Annotated in this window: 18 protein-coding genes; 11 read left to right on the top strand and 7 right to left on the bottom strand. The window is 53.1% G+C overall.

All coding sequences use genetic code 11. From position 1 onward, the window contains the following. Window positions 1–105 precede the first annotated feature (105 nt). A complete protein-coding gene (locus tag FY046_RS09420; RefSeq protein WP_133846250.1) occupies window positions 106–765 on the bottom strand; it encodes a CPBP family intramembrane glutamic endopeptidase in 660 nt (219 codons plus the stop codon). 235 nt (window positions 766–1000) lie between these two features. Between FY046_RS09420 and FY046_RS09415 the strand changes: the two genes are divergently transcribed. Further along, a complete protein-coding gene (locus FY046_RS09415; RefSeq protein ID WP_446185995.1) occupies window positions 1001–3625 on the top strand; it encodes a bifunctional diguanylate cyclase/phosphodiesterase in 2625 nt (874 codons plus the stop codon). Between the two features lie 281 nt (window positions 3626–3906). Beyond that, complete coding sequence (locus tag FY046_RS09410) at window positions 3907–4203, top strand: I78 family peptidase inhibitor (protein WP_133846251.1); 297 nt, start codon at window positions 3907–3909, stop codon at window positions 4201–4203. Between the two features lie 60 nt (window positions 4204–4263). Here the strand turns inward: FY046_RS09410 and FY046_RS09405 are convergent, their stop codons facing one another. The 3 genes from FY046_RS09405 to FY046_RS09395 all read right to left on the bottom strand — a co-directional run bounded on the left by FY046_RS09405 (window position 4264) and on the right by FY046_RS09395 (window position 6175). After that, window positions 4264–4797, bottom strand: coding sequence for a redoxin family protein (locus tag FY046_RS09405; protein WP_238337086.1), 534 nt, complete (start codon window positions 4795–4797; stop codon window positions 4264–4266). Between the two features lie 255 nt (window positions 4798–5052). Next, the gene (locus FY046_RS09400) at window positions 5053–5298 is read right to left on the bottom strand and encodes a biofilm development regulator YmgB/AriR family protein (protein WP_133846252.1); all 246 of its coding nucleotides are present in this window, start codon (window positions 5296–5298) and stop codon (window positions 5053–5055) included. Window positions 5299–5494: 196 nt separating this feature from the next. Beyond that, window positions 5495–6175: a MarC family NAAT transporter gene (locus FY046_RS09395; protein ID WP_133846253.1), complete on the bottom strand. Its 681-nt coding sequence runs from the start codon at window positions 6173–6175 to the stop codon at window positions 5495–5497. A gap of 439 nt (window positions 6176–6614) precedes the next feature. On the opposite strand from FY046_RS09395, the gene cspE reads away from it, so the two are divergent. Both cspE and FY046_RS09385 read left to right on the top strand, forming a co-directional pair. After that, a complete protein-coding gene (cspE, locus tag FY046_RS09390; protein ID WP_133846254.1) occupies window positions 6615–6821 on the top strand; it encodes a transcription antiterminator/RNA stability regulator CspE in 207 nt (68 codons plus the stop codon). Between the two features lie 219 nt (window positions 6822–7040). Beyond that, complete coding sequence (locus tag FY046_RS09385; protein ID WP_171148802.1) at window positions 7041–8261, top strand: multidrug efflux MFS transporter; 1221 nt, start codon at window positions 7041–7043, stop codon at window positions 8259–8261. Here the strand turns inward: FY046_RS09385 and FY046_RS09380 are convergent. Beyond that, window positions 8258–11341 (bottom strand): beta-galactosidase, encoded by a 3084-nt coding sequence (locus tag FY046_RS09380; protein WP_446185994.1) that lies wholly within the window; start codon window positions 11339–11341, stop codon window positions 8258–8260. The genes FY046_RS09385 and FY046_RS09380 overlap by 4 nt on opposite strands. A 284-nt stretch (window positions 11342–11625) precedes the next feature. Between FY046_RS09380 and FY046_RS09375 the strand changes: the two genes are divergently transcribed. The 4 genes from FY046_RS09375 (at window position 11626) to lpxO (ending at window position 13817) form a co-directional block, all read left to right on the top strand. Beyond that, on the top strand, window positions 11626–11787 hold the full coding sequence (locus FY046_RS09375) for a hypothetical protein (protein ID WP_166653759.1): 162 nt from the start codon (window positions 11626–11628) through the stop codon (window positions 11785–11787). Window positions 11788–11990: 203 nt separating this feature from the next. After that, window positions 11991–12254: an anti-adapter protein IraP gene (iraP, locus tag FY046_RS09370; RefSeq protein WP_133846257.1), complete on the top strand. Its 264-nt coding sequence runs from the start codon at window positions 11991–11993 to the stop codon at window positions 12252–12254. 158 nt (window positions 12255–12412) lie between these two features. Continuing rightward, window positions 12413–12718, top strand: coding sequence for a PsiF family protein (locus FY046_RS09365; RefSeq protein ID WP_133846258.1), 306 nt, complete (start codon window positions 12413–12415; stop codon window positions 12716–12718). A gap of 187 nt (window positions 12719–12905) precedes the next feature. Then, the gene (gene lpxO / locus FY046_RS09360) at window positions 12906–13817 is read left to right on the top strand and encodes a lipid A hydroxylase LpxO (protein WP_133846259.1); all 912 of its coding nucleotides are present in this window, start codon (window positions 12906–12908) and stop codon (window positions 13815–13817) included. 40 nt (window positions 13818–13857) lie between these two features. Here lpxO and proC read toward each other — a convergent pair whose 3' ends face one another. After that, window positions 13858–14667 carry a pyrroline-5-carboxylate reductase gene (gene proC, locus FY046_RS09355; RefSeq protein ID WP_227535771.1) on the bottom strand — a complete coding sequence of 270 codons (810 nt, stop codon included), beginning with the start codon at window positions 14665–14667 and terminating at the stop codon, window positions 13858–13860. Between the two features lie 173 nt (window positions 14668–14840). Here proC and FY046_RS09350 point away from each other — a divergent pair, with 173 nt between their 5' ends. Then, window positions 14841–15290, top strand: a complete 450-nt coding sequence (locus tag FY046_RS09350; protein ID WP_133846261.1) for a YaiI/YqxD family protein — start codon at window positions 14841–14843, stop codon at window positions 15288–15290. 42 nt (window positions 15291–15332) lie between these two features. On the opposite strand, the gene FY046_RS09345 is transcribed toward FY046_RS09350, so the two are convergent. Further along, window positions 15333–16019: a DUF2076 domain-containing protein gene (locus FY046_RS09345; RefSeq protein ID WP_133846262.1), complete on the bottom strand. Its 687-nt coding sequence runs from the start codon at window positions 16017–16019 to the stop codon at window positions 15333–15335. A 306-nt stretch (window positions 16020–16325) separates the two neighbouring features. Here FY046_RS09345 and aroL point away from each other — a divergent pair, with 306 nt between their 5' ends. After that, entirely contained in the window at window positions 16326–16850 is a 525-nt protein-coding gene (gene aroL / locus FY046_RS09340; RefSeq protein ID WP_133846263.1) for a shikimate kinase AroL, read from the top strand. Window positions 16851–16991: 141 nt separating this feature from the next. Next, window positions 16992–17183, top strand: coding sequence for a YaiA family protein (locus FY046_RS09335; RefSeq protein WP_133846264.1), 192 nt, complete (start codon window positions 16992–16994; stop codon window positions 17181–17183). Window positions 17184–17414 lie beyond the last annotated feature (231 nt).

The raw sequence follows: 17414 nt of genomic DNA, 5'->3' as shown, positions 1-17414 counted from the left end.
GTGTAAGGGAACAGGGGATAAGAACAATAGTAGATTATTCGCTATCGTTATGCCTGAAAGTTATAAGTTGAAGGAAACGGTTATAGAACTAATGTGTACCAGGCATCATGGCTGGCTGAACATTTGCCACAGCAACGGAGCGATACTCAGCAGATTGTTAAGCATATGCAGAAAAATCGGCAGTTTCAGACCACCGGATACCATGCGTGCGGCGCACAGCAGTAGCGAAAGCACCATCAGGGCAATCACGGTTTGCAGATGGGCGTACTGGGTGTGCATCGCGGAGAAAATAATCGAGGCCAGCAGAGCACAGGCGATGCGCTGGCGCGGCGCCCACAGCAGGAATGCCTGCAGGATAAAACCGCGAAACAGGATCTCTTCAAATACCGGAGCCAGTATCACCACCGCAAAGGCAAACCATACCAGGGTCAGATCGCTATGGCTGAGCTGCTCGCCGATCCAGCCCTCCTGGCGCAGATAGAGTGACTGGCTGGCAATCACCGCCAGCAACAGACCCGTAAATAACAGCATCTGGCGCAGTTTCAGCTTGCCCAGAGGAATATCCTTATGATGCTGCTGATACCAGCGATAAAGCGGCACGAGGGCGGCGAACTCCAGCAGGCAGAGGATCGGCATCAGCAGGCCGCGACTTTTCAGCATCTCGAAATGAGGAAAACTGCTGACCATCACCGTAATGGCATACCAGACCATAAATACGCCTGCACAAAGCAGAGTGTGGCTGACCCGGTCGGTCGATGGTGTCATGGTCGTAAGGCTCTTTAGCGTCTGAAGGAGTGCGATGTTAGCAAGCACGACAGAGGCTGTCGAGATACGCCAGTTATGGCGGTTTACATCAAAATATCTAAATAGTTTCCTATTGTTGCCGATATTAATGAATAGCTTTTTTCTGGGGACAGGCACTGACGTTCAACGTACAGCGCCATAAGCGCGTCAAACGAACAAGGAAGGGTTCGAGTGGTTTCATAAAGGGGTTTTCATTATGAATCATCCTCCTGTGCTGGCGTATGAATTAGCCGATGGGCAAAAAGCCACGCTAGCCGCCCGCAGAACGTTGATGGCACTGGCGCTGCTGCTCATCAGTGCCCTGTTTCTTTCCATGCTGATGGTCGTGGGCGTGGCCTGGAATCAGAATCAGGAATCTGTCGCTCGGGAAAGCCAGCTCTTGCACAATGCCTGGCAGGAGCAGCAGCGTACGCAGGTGACGGAACTGCGTGACTATGCTTTCTGGCAGGAAGCCTGGCTGCATATGTACCTGACCATTGACCCTGACTGGGCGTGGCATCAGCAAAATCTGGGCCCCGGTTTGTTCAGTGAGCATCACTACAACGGCGTGTTTGTCGTTGATGTCGACAACCGCACGCGCTATGCCATGATCGATGGCAAGCTGTCTTCTCTCACTCTGGAAGCGTGGTTGGGCGATCGGGCGTTCCTGCTGGTCGAACGGGCGCGCCAGCAGATGCGTGGGCAAAAAGTCATCAGTGAAAATATCATGATGGGTGAAACCCCGGCGCTGGTAGCAGCGGCACCGATCACCCGAGGGAAAATGCCCCATGAAGAGACATTGTCAGCCACACCTTCAGTGATGGTCTTCGTTTATCGTTTTACCCCCGACAAACTGCGTGCATTCGGTAATGCGGTCGGCGTGGAAAATGCGCGCGTGCCGGACGATGCACACGATCGCTACACCTCACCTTTTATTGAAGAAAATGTCAGTCAGGGAGAGCCGCTGGTGCTGCGCTGGGACCCGAGCCAGCCTGGGCGGAATTTGTTGTTATTCCTGCTGCCGCTGCTGGCACTGGCGGCGCTGGTTATTGGCGTGGTCACGCGGCGTGTCATCAATCATGCCATGAATACGGCGATGTTATCGGATACGCGTTTCCTGCAATTGATGCACAGTCAGCGTGAGCTGGCAGCCAGTGAGGCGCGCTTTCGTGATGTGGCTGAAGCGACGTCCGACTGGATTTGGGAAACGGATGCCTCGTGCCGTATTACCTATCTTTCCCGGCGCTTTTCCATTGTGACGGGTTTTGGTCTGAATATGTCTACAGGCCGCTTGCTTGACGAAATTTTATGTCACGACGCGCTGGCGATCAGTGAGTGGGTGGCGCAGCAGCGCAGCGGAGGGCCACGCAGCCAGCTACGCTGTTATCTGCAATCTGTACATCACGGGCTGCGCACTTGTAGCCTGGTCGCGAAGCCGATCATGCTGCGTGGCAAGCTGTTGGGGTATCGCGGCACGGTGTCGGACATCTCGCATGAAGTGGAGGCGCAGGCACGGGTTCACTATCTTTCACAACATGATGTACTGACCGGGCTGCCAAATCGCTTGTTTATGCAGGAGTTTCTTCAGGAAAAATTGCGTTCACAGCCCACATTTTCGCATCCTTTGGTGATGATCAGCCTCGATCTCGACCGTTTTAAACCGATCAACGACACCTGGGGACATGCGGCAGGTGACAGCGTGCTGATTGACGTCGCGCGTCGCTTACGCGCTTGCCTCACTGCCGGCGATCTGGTGGCACGCCTCGGTGGCGATGAATTTATTCTGATTGCGACCGATCTCAGGACAACGGCAGATATTGAAGCATGCTGTCAGCGGCTGCTGGACGATTTGCACCGCGCCTTCTTTATTGGGGATCAGGAGCTGTATATCGGTGCCAGCCTCGGTATTGCGCGGGCGCCACAGGATGCCATGGAGGCGGATGAACTGCTGCGTCTGGCTGATATCGCCCTGTATAAGTCGAAACGCCAGGGCCGCGACCGCTGGGTGTTTTACACCGGAGAGATGTCGCAACTGCTGGCACGTCGCAGCGATCTGGAGCGTAAGCTGCGTCGGGGCATAGCTGCCGGTGAGTTACGGCTGCACTATCAGCCGCGTTACCATCTGGAAAGTGGCCAGTTGGAAGGTGCCGAAGCCTTGATTCGCTGGGCACAGCAGCCGCCCGCTCTGGTGATGCCGGACAGTTTTATTCCGCTGGCAGAGCAAACCGGCTTGATTGTCGAAATCAGCAACTGGGTGCTGCATCGCGCTTGCCACGATGCCACATCTTGGCCTCAGGCGCTCTCCGTCTCGGTGAATATTTCACCGATTGAGTTTCGCACGGGTAACCTGGCGTTGAGGGTTGCCGCCGCGCTGGAAAACAGTGGGCTTGAGGCTTCCCGACTGGAGCTGGAAATTACCGAAAATATTACGATGGATCACCCGGAAAGCGCCCTGGCAATAATGGGTGAGCTGAAAGCGATGGGGGTGAAAATCGCCGTGGATGATTTTGGCGCGGGTTTTGCCTCACTGAGCTATCTCAAGAGTTTTCCTTTTGACAGCATGAAAATGGATCGATCCTATATGGAAGGGTATCCACAGGATGCGCAGGCGCACGCTATCGTGGAGGGAATTATCGGGCTGGGTAGGGCTTTCTCTCTGGAGGTCACCGCCGAAGGTATTGAAACCCAGGAGCAACTGGAAGAGTTAAAACGCAGCGCCTGTTATGCAGGACAAGGGTATCTGCTCGGGCGGCCCGTTCCGCTGGAGGCATTCAATTTGCTGCTGGATAAGCCTGTAGCAGAGAGTGACGGCAGCGGGAGGGATGATTTGACGCGCTCCTGAGTGAGGCAGAAGCGCGGGCAGAGGGTTAACGGACTCTGACTGCAACCAGAGTCATGAAGACTGCAAAGGCGACAAAGATAACGAGTTCCACAGGACGCTCCTCTGTAAGGATTAGTCCTAAAATTATAGCTAATGATGAATTTCTTTATAAACAGGGTGTGCGCCTGATACGGGTAAAGCACACTGTCTCCTGGGTAAATCTGGCTGCGCATTAACGGTATAATCTGTTAACCTTTCAAAGGCATTGTCGTTTTATCTATGCTTTGAAAGGAGAAATAACCGTGAAACATTATGGGAAAATAACCGTGATTGCCGCACTAATGGCGTTGTCGGGTTGTCAGTCGGCCAGTGAAAAAACGGTGTCAGCAACGCCGGTCGATCCGGAGATGGACCAGTGTGGTGCATCGCAGTATCAGCAGTATGTGGGTAAACCGCTGTCAGCCATTGAATCTCTCCGTTTTGAACACGCGGTGCGTGCCATCCCTTATAACTCTGCAGTGACAATGGACTTTAATCTTAATCGGATCAATTTCATGGGTGATAAGCAGGGCGCGATCAGCAAGGTTTACTGCGGGTAACTGTGGTTGAAATCGCTATCCCGTTCAGTGCGGGCGGCCTGATGATACGGTCGCCCTGCGTCAGTAGTGCCATTTTCTAACCCACCAGAGTCGTAAACTAATGCCGACTGAGCTGGTCCAGCCGCTGGTCGTCCCCACCACGTCCCCATTTGCCACGATCAACAGTGTTGGCGTTGTCGTCACTCCCCAGCTCGCGGCGAGCTCGCCGTTTCGATCATTGACGACCGGTAACGTCAGATGTTGTCCGTTCAGGTAACGCACAATGTTGATGTCGCCACCTGAGCGATTGGCAATAGTCAGTACACGTGTCCGTTTGTCATTCAGACTCATCAGTAGTGGGAGGGTGTCATGACAGGTTCCGCACCAGCGGTCCCAGAACCAGACCAGTAACGGGGTTTTCTCACTGAGCTCCGCAAGCGTCAGGTTTTGACCGTCAATGGTATGCAGCATTTGTCCGGCGATATCAGCGGGAAGATCCGGGGCACGAATACCATCTATCAGACGAATAAATAGAATCAGGGATAAGAGGGGAAGCAGCAGATAAAAGCTGACCTTCTTAAATTGGTTTATCAGTGTGTTGTGCCAGTTGCGCATTGCCCGTCTCCGCCTGCGTACGGCGCTTATCTTAACGAGGCCATGACGAATGGCAATCGCCTGGCGTGTAAACATTCGTATAGGGAATAATGAATCACGGGTCGAGACGGTGGACTGTCATCTTGCTGCAACTTCAGTGGGGTAGGGTAAGGCAGCTGAAAAGTGATCTCCTCGTCACTCTGAAAATATGCAATGTTCGTCTTCTCCCGCCCTGTGCGGGATTTTTTTTGCCTGCGATGCCATGCATGAATAATGCTATCCCGTGCCTTCCAAAATCTGTGCCAGCAGGTTGCGATATCCTTCCAGTACGGATTCGTCGACTTCCCGTTCAAGACGGTCAATGACATTCGCAATAATGGCTTTATTACTTGGCGTCCTGCCTGACTGCATCAACTCCTGCATGATCGCTTCCAGCAATTCGCTCTCTTTCGGTGCATGAAATGACGGACTATTAAAATAATCGGTGATGGCGCGTCCGGCGCCGGGTAGTGGCTGACTCATGGCTAACCTCCACAAACGCGCCGTCTGTGGCCACATGGCCACTGAAGGGTGAGATAATGACGTCATCGACATTGAACCGGACTGTCAGAACAACAGTCCGCCAGTTGCCTGGAAAATAAACAGATAAGATTATTAATTACTCTAGATGGCGCGCGCTGGAACGCCAGTCACAAACAGTTTTTTTTTACTGCTGTTATCACGAAATCGGCAAGCTGTGGTAAGTGCTGATGACTTCCAGGATGCCATTAATCATAAACTGCACCCCCATGCACACCAGCAAAAAGCCCATCAGACGAGAAATAGCTTCAATACCGCCTTTACCGACAAGACGCATGATCGCACCAGAACTGCGCAGACATCCCCAGAGGATAAGGCTGACGGCAGCAAAGACCAGCGGTGGCGCCGCAGTAACCACCCAGGGGGAAAATGTGGTGCCATTATGAATTGTTGAGGCGCTACTGATAATCATGGCAATGGTACCAGGACCCGCAGTGCTGGGCATCGCCAGCGGGACAAACGCAATATTCACCGCTTTATGTTCGCTCAACTCATCCTTTTTATGCTCAGCTTCCACCGAGTGCTCGATGTGTTGCTGCGGGAATAACATGCGGAAACCCAGAAATGCCACAATCAGGCCACCCGCAATACGCAACCCTGGGATGGAAATACCAAAGGTATCCATCACCACATTTCCGGCGTAATAGGCGATGGCCATAATGAGAAAGACATAAAGTGAGGCCTGCGCGGCCTGACGGTTGCGTTCCTGATAGTTCATGTCGCCTGCCAGTCCCAGGAACAGTGCCACCGTCGTGAGTGGGTTTGCCAAAGGCAGCAGTACCACCAGGCCAAGGCTAATGGCTTTCATCAGTTCTAACATTGCTGGGATCCTTGCATGCAATTAAATAGGGGGGAGTAGACCATGATGCATTATACCCGCCGTGATGCGAAGCGTAACTGAATTACAACAGGCAGAATTGACTCTGCGTGGTAAGAAGGCCGGATGGAAATCAGTATGAGAGGTATGAGTTCGGTTGAGGTAAACAAAAAGTTAAAATTATTTTTTGTTTAAAATCAATTTGTTGTGTTTTTTATCTCGTTTTTATTATAGCAGCACTTGTACTCAGGCCTGGGTTATGAGTAAATGCTCCTGTCGGTTTTGATACAGACCCACGTATGCGAGCAATTTTAGTAAAGCAGTCTTCAGTTCAAGCGTTAGCCTAAGCTTCTTCCTGACTTCCTTCTGAGTGCCTCATAGTAACCCCTGTTGACAAACCCTGTGCCCACTGTGGCTTACTACAATTTTGAAGGAAAGACCCATGTCAATGACTGGTTTAGTAAAATGGTTCAACGCTGAGAAAGGTTTCGGCTTCATTTCCCCAACTGACGGCAGCAAAGATGTATTCGTACATTTCTCTGCAATCCAGAACGGCGGCTTCAAGACGCTGGAAGAAGGTCAGAAAGTATCTTTCACTATCGAAAATGGCCAGAAAGGCCCAGCAGCTGCTAACGTAACTGCTCTGTAAGATAGTGAATGTTCGTTAGTATGATACAGCGTTAAACCTGAATCATACGAAACGAAATCAAAAAACCCGCCTTATGGCGGGTTTTTTGCGTTTGAATACCGGCCGATTTTTTTTACTCACACTTTTTATCAGACACATACCGAGAATAACCTGACGACTCAGGGGAGTGTTGTTACACTCGAATCTCAGCTCTCCGCGACAGGTTATACGCACAGCACGATGGAATCCTGGAAAGTTAACCTCATCTCCGTCTGGTTCGGTTGTTTATTTACCGGGCTGGCCATCAGCCAGATTATCCCGTTTCTCCCGCTGTACGTTGAGCAACTGGGCGTTACGGATCCCAGCGCACTGACATTATGGTCAGGTCTGATTTTCAGCATCACCTTCCTCGTTTCCGCCATTGTCTCGCCCATGTGGGGCAGCCTTGCCGACCGTAAAGGCCGCAAGCTGATGCTGCTGCGTGCTTCTCTGGGAATGGGGGTGGTGATCCTGTTGCAGGCTTTTGTCACCAACGTGTGGCAGCTTCTGGCCCTGCGGGCGCTGATGGGGCTGACTTCCGGTTATATCCCTAATGCAATGGCGCTGGTCGCCGCGCAGGTACCGCGTGAACGCAGTGGCTGGGCACTGAGTATGGTCAGTACCGCGCAAATCTGCGGTGTTATTATGGGGCCGTTGATGGGGGGACTGCTGGCGGACTGGGTTGGGCTACAGGCGGTCTTCCTGATCACCTCCGGGCTGCTGCTGATCAGTTTCCTCATCACCTTGTTTCTGATTAAAGAGGGCGGCCCGCCACGGGTGAAGAAAGAGGACAAGCTTACTGGCAGCATGGTATTTCATACCCTCAGTCGCCCGGGATTAGTGATCAGCCTGTTCGTTACCACGCTGGTGATCCAGTTATGTAATGGTTCGATTAGCCCCATTTTGACGCTGTTTGTGCGTGAACTGGAGCCGAACGTACAGAATATTGCTTTTGTCAGCGGAATGGTTGCTGCTATCCCCGGTGTGTCCGCGCTGCTCTCAGCGCCAACGCTGGGCAAGCTCGGTGACCGAATAGGTGCCGAACGTATTTTGTTTGCAGCGCTGATTTTTTCCGTGGTGCTGTTTGTGGGGATGTCGTGGGCAGACAGTGCCGTGGAGTTAGGGATATTCCGTTTCCTGCTCGGCTTCGCCGATGGTGCGATGATGCCCGCGGTGCAGACGCTGCTGCTGCGCTATTCCAGTGACCAGGTGACCGGGCGTATTTTTGGCTATAACCAGTCTTTCATGTACCTCGGTAACGTCATCGGGCCACTGATGGGGTCGGCTATCTCCGCTGTCGGCGGTTTTCGCTGGGTATTTGCCGCGACGGCGGTGGTGGTCCTGGTGAACAGCGTGCAACTGATTTGGGTTTATCGTCAGTCCCGGCGCACCGCAGTGCTGCGCCGGGATGGGAAGGTCTAGCGGGCGAGCGACATACTCATCTGGTAACGATACTGGCGTTCAGACAACAGGAAGTCCGGGCTGACGCTCGGGCTCCAGGAGTCATCGCCACCAACGCCCATATGATAGCCATCAACAATCAGCCAGCACCCTGGTTCGTCACGGAGCAGATGACGGTGTGAAGTCTCGCGTAGCTGTTCCAGGCTGTGGCGGCTGAGTGAGAAATGGAACTCACCGTTGAGCCGCCAGTGACCGTAGGCCAGCTGCTGAGTGCCGCCGCGCAGGCCATTTTCACCGGGGAAGACATACGGCGTGCTCAATTGGTCAAGCGGCAACTGCCAGCGGGAGAACTCGGCTGCCAGTTGACGGTCAGGATAGTTTTCATGTGGGCCAAGGCCCAGCCAGCTTGCATTGCCGGCCACTTCTGCCAGCTGACAGCGCAGACCAATGCGTGCGGGTTCCGGCTGTCCGGCGGCAATGTCCACTTCAACTTCAATATGCATTACGCCCTGCGGATCAATCCGATAGCATTTACGGCTGAGGAAACGTAACTCTCCGGCAGACAACCAGGCGTGCTCTGTTCTGATCTGCACCCCATCACTCAGCGCATCGGCTTGCAAACGCAGCAACTGACTTTCCAGCTGATAATGGCCTGCTCGTTTCCAGCGTTCTACCCATGCGTGCGGATCGATACGTGTCACTTCGCTGATGCCGATATCATTATCAATGGGGGCGCGGGCAAAGAGATCGCGCAGTGGAGAGAGTAACTGGGGTTCACTGCCGTTCAGCCACTGTACCAGCTCACCGCTTTGGCGGCAGAATTGCCAGCATTGTTCGCCACGACGAACTTCAATCCACTGCGGCTCCTGGCTCAGTTGTGGCATTTCCCCCGCGGTCTGCGGTTCAGGTAGAGCCAGGGCCGCAGGCAGGCGCCAGCCATCCCATGCTACACGCTGACCGGCAGGTGACCAGTCGGTGGCGAGAGGTTGAATCACCTCAACCCGCAGCCACAGCTCGCCGGTCAGCGAGGGCAGAGCGCCCAGCGTTAATTCAATGCTGCCTTCCGGGGCGACATCCAGCGTATGTTGTCCCTCTGCTACTGCTTTTCCCTGATGCTCAATACGCCAGTGCAAATGTTCATTGTCGCTGTGGCGGAACAGGTATTCGCTGGCGATACGTACGGTTAATGGCGCAGTGCAGGTCAGTTCAAACTGGAAGAACTGCTGGGCGCGCTGGGCTTCAAACAGTGCCGGATGAGGCGTGCGGTCCGCAAACACCAGCCCATTCATACAGAACTGACGATCGTTGGGTGTGTCGCCAAAGTCACCGCCATAAGCCTGGAAGCGCTCACCGTTTTCGTCCAGGCGCGTCAGACTCTGGTCTACCCAGTCCCAGACAAAACCGCCCTGCAGACGGGGGAACTGGCGGAAAGCCTGCCAGTAGCGATCAAAACCGCCAAAACTGTTGCCCATGGCGTGCGCATATTCACACAGGATCAGCGGTCGGTTTTCTTCCGGCAGCCCGATCCATTTTTTAATTGACCATTTTGGCACAGCATCGAAGGGTTGATCCTGATCGACGCGGGCATACATCGGACAGATAATATCGGTCGCGGCGGTATCGGCCCCTCCGCCTTCGTACTGCACCGGACGGCTCGGATCCTGGCTCTTGATCCAGCGATAGAGCGCATCATGGGTGCTGCCATGGCCAGATTCGTTGCCCAGTGACCAGATGATAATGCAGGCGTGGTTACGATCGCGCTGCACCATGCGGATGACGCGTTCGCTGAAGGCGTTAAACCATGTTGGATCATCCGACAGTCGATTCATCGGTTGCATTCCGTGGGTTTCAATATTCGCTTCATCCACCACATACAGACCAAAACGGTCGCACAGGCGATACCACAATGGATGGTTTGGATAATGTGAGCAGCGCACCGCATTAAAGTTATGCTGCTTCATCAGCAGGATATCATTGATCATGGTGGCTTCATCGACCACCTGGCCGAAGTCCGGGTGATGTTCATGGCGGTTAGTCCCGCGGATCAGTAGCGCTTTGCCGTTGAGTTTCAGCAGGCCGCCACTCACTTCGACCTTGCGGAAGCCGACGTCATACGCCTCTGCTTCAATCAGCGTACCGCTGGCGTCCAGAAGGGAAACGACAACGCGATAAAGATGGGGCGTTTCGGCACTCCACAGCAGGGGCTGGTCAACATGCAATGTCAGTAGGGTGCGGTCGAGATAACGTCCGCGCTCGTCGATGACTGGCGTGCCAAATGGCTGATGATGATGCGCGATTTCCTGACCTTCACGCCACAGCGCTACCTGGAGCTGATAATTGCTGGCGTCCATCAGTGAGGTGAGTGCCAGGATGTTTAACTGTGCAGAACGATATTCCGGGCTGAGAACGGTCTCAATTTGGACATCACATAGCTGTACGGTCGGTTTATGCAGCAGGCTGACATCACGGAAAATCCCGCTCATGCGCCACATATCCTGATCTTCCAGATAGCTGCCGTCACACCAGCGCAGCACCAACACCGCAATGCGGTTTTCACCCTCATGCAGGCTGGTACTGAGGTCAAACTCTGCCGGCAGACGGCTATCCTGCGAGTAACCGATAAACTCGCCGTTGCACCACAGATAAAAGGCAGAGTTCACGCCATCAAAAATGATTCGCGTCTGTCCCGTCGCCAGCCACTCAGGCTGACACTCGAATGTGAGCGAGTAACATCCCGTAGGGTTATCGGCAGGAACGCGGGGAGGATCAACCGGGATGGGGTACTGCACGTTGGTATAGATCGGGGCGTCATATCCCGCCAGCTGCCAGTTCGCCGGAACGGCTAAGCAATCAGCCAGGGGCAGATCGGCAGCCACCCACTCATCAGGCACCACTTCCGGGCGAGTGAAATAGCTAAAGCGCCACTCTCCATTCAGTGACTGAATACTCTCACTGGCACGATCGTCCCGTGCAGCATCGCTTTGGCGCCAGCTGGAAAAAGGCGGATGAGCGGGCAGACGGTTGAGCTGCGTGACCGCCGGGTTTTCCCAGTGACGCTGAGAAAGTCGCTGTTGCAGAGTGAGTTGTGCAGAGTCGGTCATGCCAGATTCCTTATAAATGTTATGCGCTCACATTGATGCTGAAACGGAATGAAGTAAAGCAAAAAGAGTAGGGAATGCGATGCTGGTCGCAACATTTATGGGTAAAGAAAATCTGTAAATAGCCCGCCGTTCGCAGGGTTGTAGCGGGGAAATAGCAGGAAAACGTTAAGCGTCGTTACGCCGGGTAAAAAGGCCCCGGAACCAGAGAATTCTGCATTGTGAGGGGCATACGCGACGCTTACTATCAGCGCCAGTTGTCATTCACAGTTGTACGAGGGATTCACATGATTCGTGTCATTAAAGCGGTAAGTATCATTGCGCTGGTTGCAGCATTAAGCGGATGCCTGTTCCCACCTCCAGGCGGTGGCTGGGGAGGAGGACATGGCGGCGGTGGAGGACACGGTGGCGGTGGGCCTCGCGGTGGCTTTATGGAACAGGGGCGCTAAAACCTGACAGTTCGGGGGCCGACAGGTCCCCGAAAGTGAGTGCCAGCGTTTAAACAGGAAGAGCACCAGCGAAACGTTTCGAAAAAAACATCGCTTTAATTGCTCTGTTTTGGGGCATAACTCACGAAAATATAAAGCGAATATCAGTTTTCTTTTTTTGATGTGGATGATAACGTCTTGCTTTAACTCGCTGAGACAGTCGCATGAAAAACCTCATTGCTGAATTACTGGTAAGGCTGGCGGAAAAAGAAGAAGAGTCGAAAGAACTGGTGGCTCAGGTCGAAGCGCTGGAAATCGTCGTGACGGCACTGCTGCGTAAACTGGATGGCGAACAGCTTCAGCAAATTAATACCCATATTTCTGAAGCGATGCAGACGGCATCAACCGCAATGGCTCCAGATTATAAGAAAGACGCTTCTTTGTTGGAAAGTTATATTCATCGCCTGTTACACCATCCCCGACAGTAGTTCCACGATTCAATTAAACGCACATCGAACTCACATGTATGTGGTGATGGGCGCTTTCATATCACTTTTTGAAAATATTCCTGTTTACCCACTCGCTGAAAACAAAAGCCGTGCCACACTGATCATTGTGCTTATAACAATAATGGGATGGTATGCGAATGAAAGTTCAGTTACTGATAGCGGCTGCCCTGTTCTCACTGACGGCTGCCGGTTATGCTGGCGCCGCAGAGAAAACCGCACAGCAGCAAAAAATGACCGTCTGTAATCAGCAGGCAGGAGATAAGGCCCTGAAAGGGGATGAGCGCAAAACCTTTATGAGCAACTGTCTGAAGAAAGACAGCAAGATGGATGGCATGACGCCGCAGCAAATGAAGATGAAAACCTGTAATGCCGGGGCAGGTGAAAAAAACCTGAAAGGCGACGAGCGCAAAACCTTTATGAGCAATTGCCTGAAAAAAAGCTAATACATCGTGGGCTACCGTCCCGTGGATGGGCCGCCTGAGCCTTTTTTATCGCCTCAGGTTATCAGTGGCACTGATTGTTAATGTCAGTGCCATTTTCTTTTCCTAAACTCTATTTCCTCTCCAACGCCTCAGCGGTCTGCCGGGCCTTTGTTGTGCGTTATTCACTAACAACTACAGGATGTGTTGTATGGTGGCTTTCATCATTATCGGTATTTTTATTATTAGCGTGATCTATGCCCACTCGCGTGGCCGGATAAAGCTGAAGTTCTCACGACAGTTATTCGACCACTCAACCTTTATGGCACCCATCAATATGTTTATGACCGGGCTGTGCCTGCTGCCGCGTAAGCAGCCTTATTTTGATCATGACGTTTTTCCCGAATTAAAAAAGCTGACCGATAACTGGCAGGTTATTCGGGAGGAGGCGGTGCGTTTACAGGATCATATTAAAGCCGCGCAGTCGCCTAATGACGCCGGATTCAATACCTTCTTTAAGCGCGGCTGGAAACGCTTCTATCTTAAATGGTACGGCGATGCGCATCCTTCGGCGCAACAACTTTGCCCGCTAACGAGTGCATTACTGAGTGAGATCCCCGGTGTTAAAGCGGCCATGTTTGCCGAACTTCCCGCGGGGAGCCATTTGGGTAAACACCGCGATCCTTACGCTGGATCGGTGCGCTATCACCTTGGGCTGATAACGCCAAATGATAACCGCTGTTTTATTGAGGTGGATGGAATACGGCACAGCTGGCGTGATGGCGAAGCGGTGTTCTTCGATGAAACCTACGTGCACTGGGCGCAAAATGCGAGTGAGGAGACACGCATTATTCTGTTCTGTGACGTGGAACGCCCGATGAAATGGCCCTGGGCGCAGGCAGTGAATCGTTGGGTTGGGGCAAAAATTATGTCGGCGGCCAGTTCACCGAATGATGATGGGGATCGTGTTGGCGGCATCAACCGTATCTTTAAATACGTTAACCGTGCCCGGGATGCAGGGCAGAACCTGAAAAAACGCAATCGCACACTGTATTACGCGGTGAAGCGCATGCTGATTGTGGTGATTTTTCTGCTGATTATTTTGCCTGGCGTGATGAGTTAAGAAAGGGAACGGTGCCGCCGCAGGTACGGCACCAGGTCAATTACTGTTTGCTCATCTGCTCAGATTTCGCCATACATTGTTGCATCGCTTCAATCACTGCAGAACGGAAACCTTTCTGTTCCAGCACTTTTACGGCTTCGATGGTCGTACCGCCCGGAGAGCACACCATATCCTTCAGCTCGCCAGGGTGTTTACCGGTTTCAAGCACCATCTGCGCCGCACCTTTTACCGCCTGCGCGGCAAATTGATAGGCCTGCGCACGCGGCATTCCCCCCAGCACGGCGGCATCCGCCATCGCTTCAATAAACATAAACACGTAGGCTGGCGCTGAGCCACTGACGCCGACCACTGCATGAATCAGATATTCCGGCACCAGCGCGGCTTTACCGAAGCCGTTGAATATTTGCACCACTTCATCGGCTTCTTCGGCGGTGACCAGCACGTTGGGTGTTACCGAGGTCATGCCTTCGTTGACCAGCGCCGGGGTATTTGGCATCACACGTATAATTTTACGATCATGCCCCAGCACCGTGGCCAGCGAGTCCAAAGTGACACCTGCAGCGATGGAGACGATCACCGTCTCTTTGTGCAGGCTGCCAGCGATATCCTTCAATACAGACAGGATCACATTGGGTTTCACCGCGCCAAACAGGATATCGGACTGGCGGGCGACCTCTTCGGCACTCTCTGCCGGGGTGATGCCGTACTGCTGTTGCATCGCCTGGTTGGTGGCGGGTTTACGGTCGAAAACCAGAATATTTTCAGGTTTGACCTGACCCGCAGCGACCAGGCCCGCAATGATGGCTTTAGACATATTACCGCAGCCAATAAAGCCTACTTTCTTATCCATGACGATCTCCCTGGTTATTCAGTCTGTCAGAATCTGGCTGATGCCATTCCTCCACCTTAACTCAGCTTCAGTCTGGCTTAAACCTCAAAGGATGCCTGAATTTTTGGTTGCCATTGTGGGAAACAATGTTGAAGATCGTGATTATTCTCGACTCTCAGTAAAAGGAGAAGGCGATGCCAATCTGGGTGGATGCCGATGCGTGCCCGAAAGTGATTAAAGAAGTGCTGTACCGTGCAGCAGAGCGCGAGCAGATGATGGTAACGCTGGTCGCTAATCAGTCACTGAGCGTGCCGCCGTCGCGTTTTCTGCGGACTCTACGCGTTCCGGCAGGGTTTGACGTGGCAGATAATGAAATTGTGCAGCGTGCGGAAGCAGGCGATCTGGTGATCACGGCGGATATCCCGCTGGCAGCGGAAGTCATGGAGAAAGGCGCGATAGCGCTGAATCCACGCGGTGAACGCTACAGCGAAGCGACTATTCGTGAGCGTCTGACGATGCGTGACTTTATGGATACGATGCGCGCCAGTGGCGTGCAGACGGGGGGACCGCCCACGCTTAACCAGCGTGACCGCCAGCAGTTTGCCAATGAACTGGACAAATGGTTACAACAACAGCGTAAATGATCGATAGCCTCTCCCGCATTGCAGGAGAGGCATAATCAGTCGTCAGACAAAACTGTCATCATCAAAATCGTTGTCATCAAAACTGTCATTACTGAAATCGTCATTGGCATAATCCTGTTGCAGACCGTTGTCCTGCCCCAGGAACGACGAATTGTCGCTGCCGTTATTAAACGTGTCGAGGTTATTGCTGAGATCAGGGTCTGGTAGCGCCGGTTCGTTAATAATATTGACGATCTCTTCCGGCTGTTGGTGATGGAACATACTGGTCAGCATCTCGGCCATGACGACCCCGCCGGCCACGCCAACCGCGGTCTGTAATGCACCGCCGAGGAAACCCCGACCCGCAGCAGGCGCTGCGGCATAAGCGGGTTGCTGTGGCTGGGCTGGCGTATTATTCCAGGGCTGTGTGGGCGCGGGGGGCTGCTGTAGGGGTTGCGCACGGTTCCCCCCGCCAAACAGACCGGAGAGAAAACCTCCGCTGCTCTGCTGCGGTTGTTGCCGGGCCTGCGTCAGCTCGCTTTCCAGCTGAGTAACGCGTGCGTTTAGCTGTTTCATCGCCGCCTCCTGAATCAGAAGGGCTTGCGCCATGTAGTAGGGCGCTCCGGGTTGCTGCTGCACCTGCTGTTGGATCAGTTTCTCTGCCGCACTGTCACGGGGGCCGGACTGTGACTCCGCCTGTTTCAATCGGGTAAACAGGCTGTCAATTAACTGCTGTTCTTCGTTCTGCATAAGGATTCTCCGGAAACGGGCGACAGCGTTTATAGTGGCAAGACCGCAGGGAAAGTAAATCATGCTGGCGTAAGGAAATGTTGCGGCAAGAAAGGCGTGTGTTCACTATGTGTAAATAAATTATTACACCAATAATTGATTATTAAACAAAAGCTTAATGGGTTGGTGTGCATGCACTGCTGTAAATAAAACGTTACTGCTGGCCCGCCGGGAAAATGTCGGGTATTATGCGCTGCAACGTTATTCATTGGTTGGCCTGCTGCGCCTAATTATCGGCGTCGGCGTTTGCTAAAGGAAGTGCCTGTTATGTCATTACCCATCTATCTGGTCGGCGCACGTGGCTGCGGAAAAACAACCGTTGGACATGCACTGGCGCTGGCATTAGGGTACGCCTTCTTTGACACCGACCACGCATTGCAGCAGTCCAGTGGGCAAACCGTTGCGGATATTGTGACTCGTGAAGGATGGCCGGGCTTCCGCCTGCGTGAAACCGCATCGCTGAAAACCGTCACTGCACCCTCAACGGTGATCGCCACGGGTGGCGGCATGGTCTTATCCGAAGAAAATCGTCAGTTTATGCGTGAACATGGCCAGGTCATCTATCTGAATGCCGATGCCGCTGTTCTGGCAGATCGTCTTGAAGCCTATCCTGAAGCCGAACAGCGTCCGACACTGACCGGGCGGCCGATTGCGGAAGAGATGGTTGAAGTGCTGGCGGCGCGTGATGCGTTATATCGCCAGACTGCGCACCATATTATTAACGCTATGCAGTCCCCTGACGGCGTCGTCAGCCAGATCCTCAGCGTGCTGTCTCTCGCCCGCGCCAGCTAAATTCTCTGTTGGTGCAGCGTTGCCTGCACCCCTCTTGCCTGCTTTCTCCCTTGTCCCGCAGATAAACCGTTTCGATTGTCTATACTCAGGTAAGGTCATCATACTGGCCGCGCACGTTTACTGACATCAAAAGGGGGCACTATGCCAGGCAGACCACCATATCCACGAGAAGCGAACATCATACCGGTCGAGAAGGGCGCGCCCGGCAAATCGGTGATCTGGTATGAACTCCGTGCCGACCATCCGAAACCTGATTCTTTGATCAGCGAGCACAAAACCGAGCAGGAAGCGCTGGATGCTAAAAAACGCTATGAAGACCAGTCGAAAGAATAAAAAATGGTGTGTACAGGCAAGGATGCCGACATCCGTTTTACTCCGCACTATTGTCGCAATTTCTTACGAATAATCTTACTTTTAACCTCGCGCCGTCACAGCATAAATGCCTGCTGCTACGGGATTTATCGCCATAAATATTCACTATTTCGCCCTCTCTGGCATATTGAAGTATCACCTTCAGTCCTGACAAAATGATCACATCGGTGACCTTCCTCCTGCACCCAAATT

Source organism: Erwinia sp. 1181_3 (genome assembly GCF_052824965.1).
Note: the sequence above shows the minus strand (reverse complement) of the source record. Positions and strands in the feature narration are given on the sequence as shown.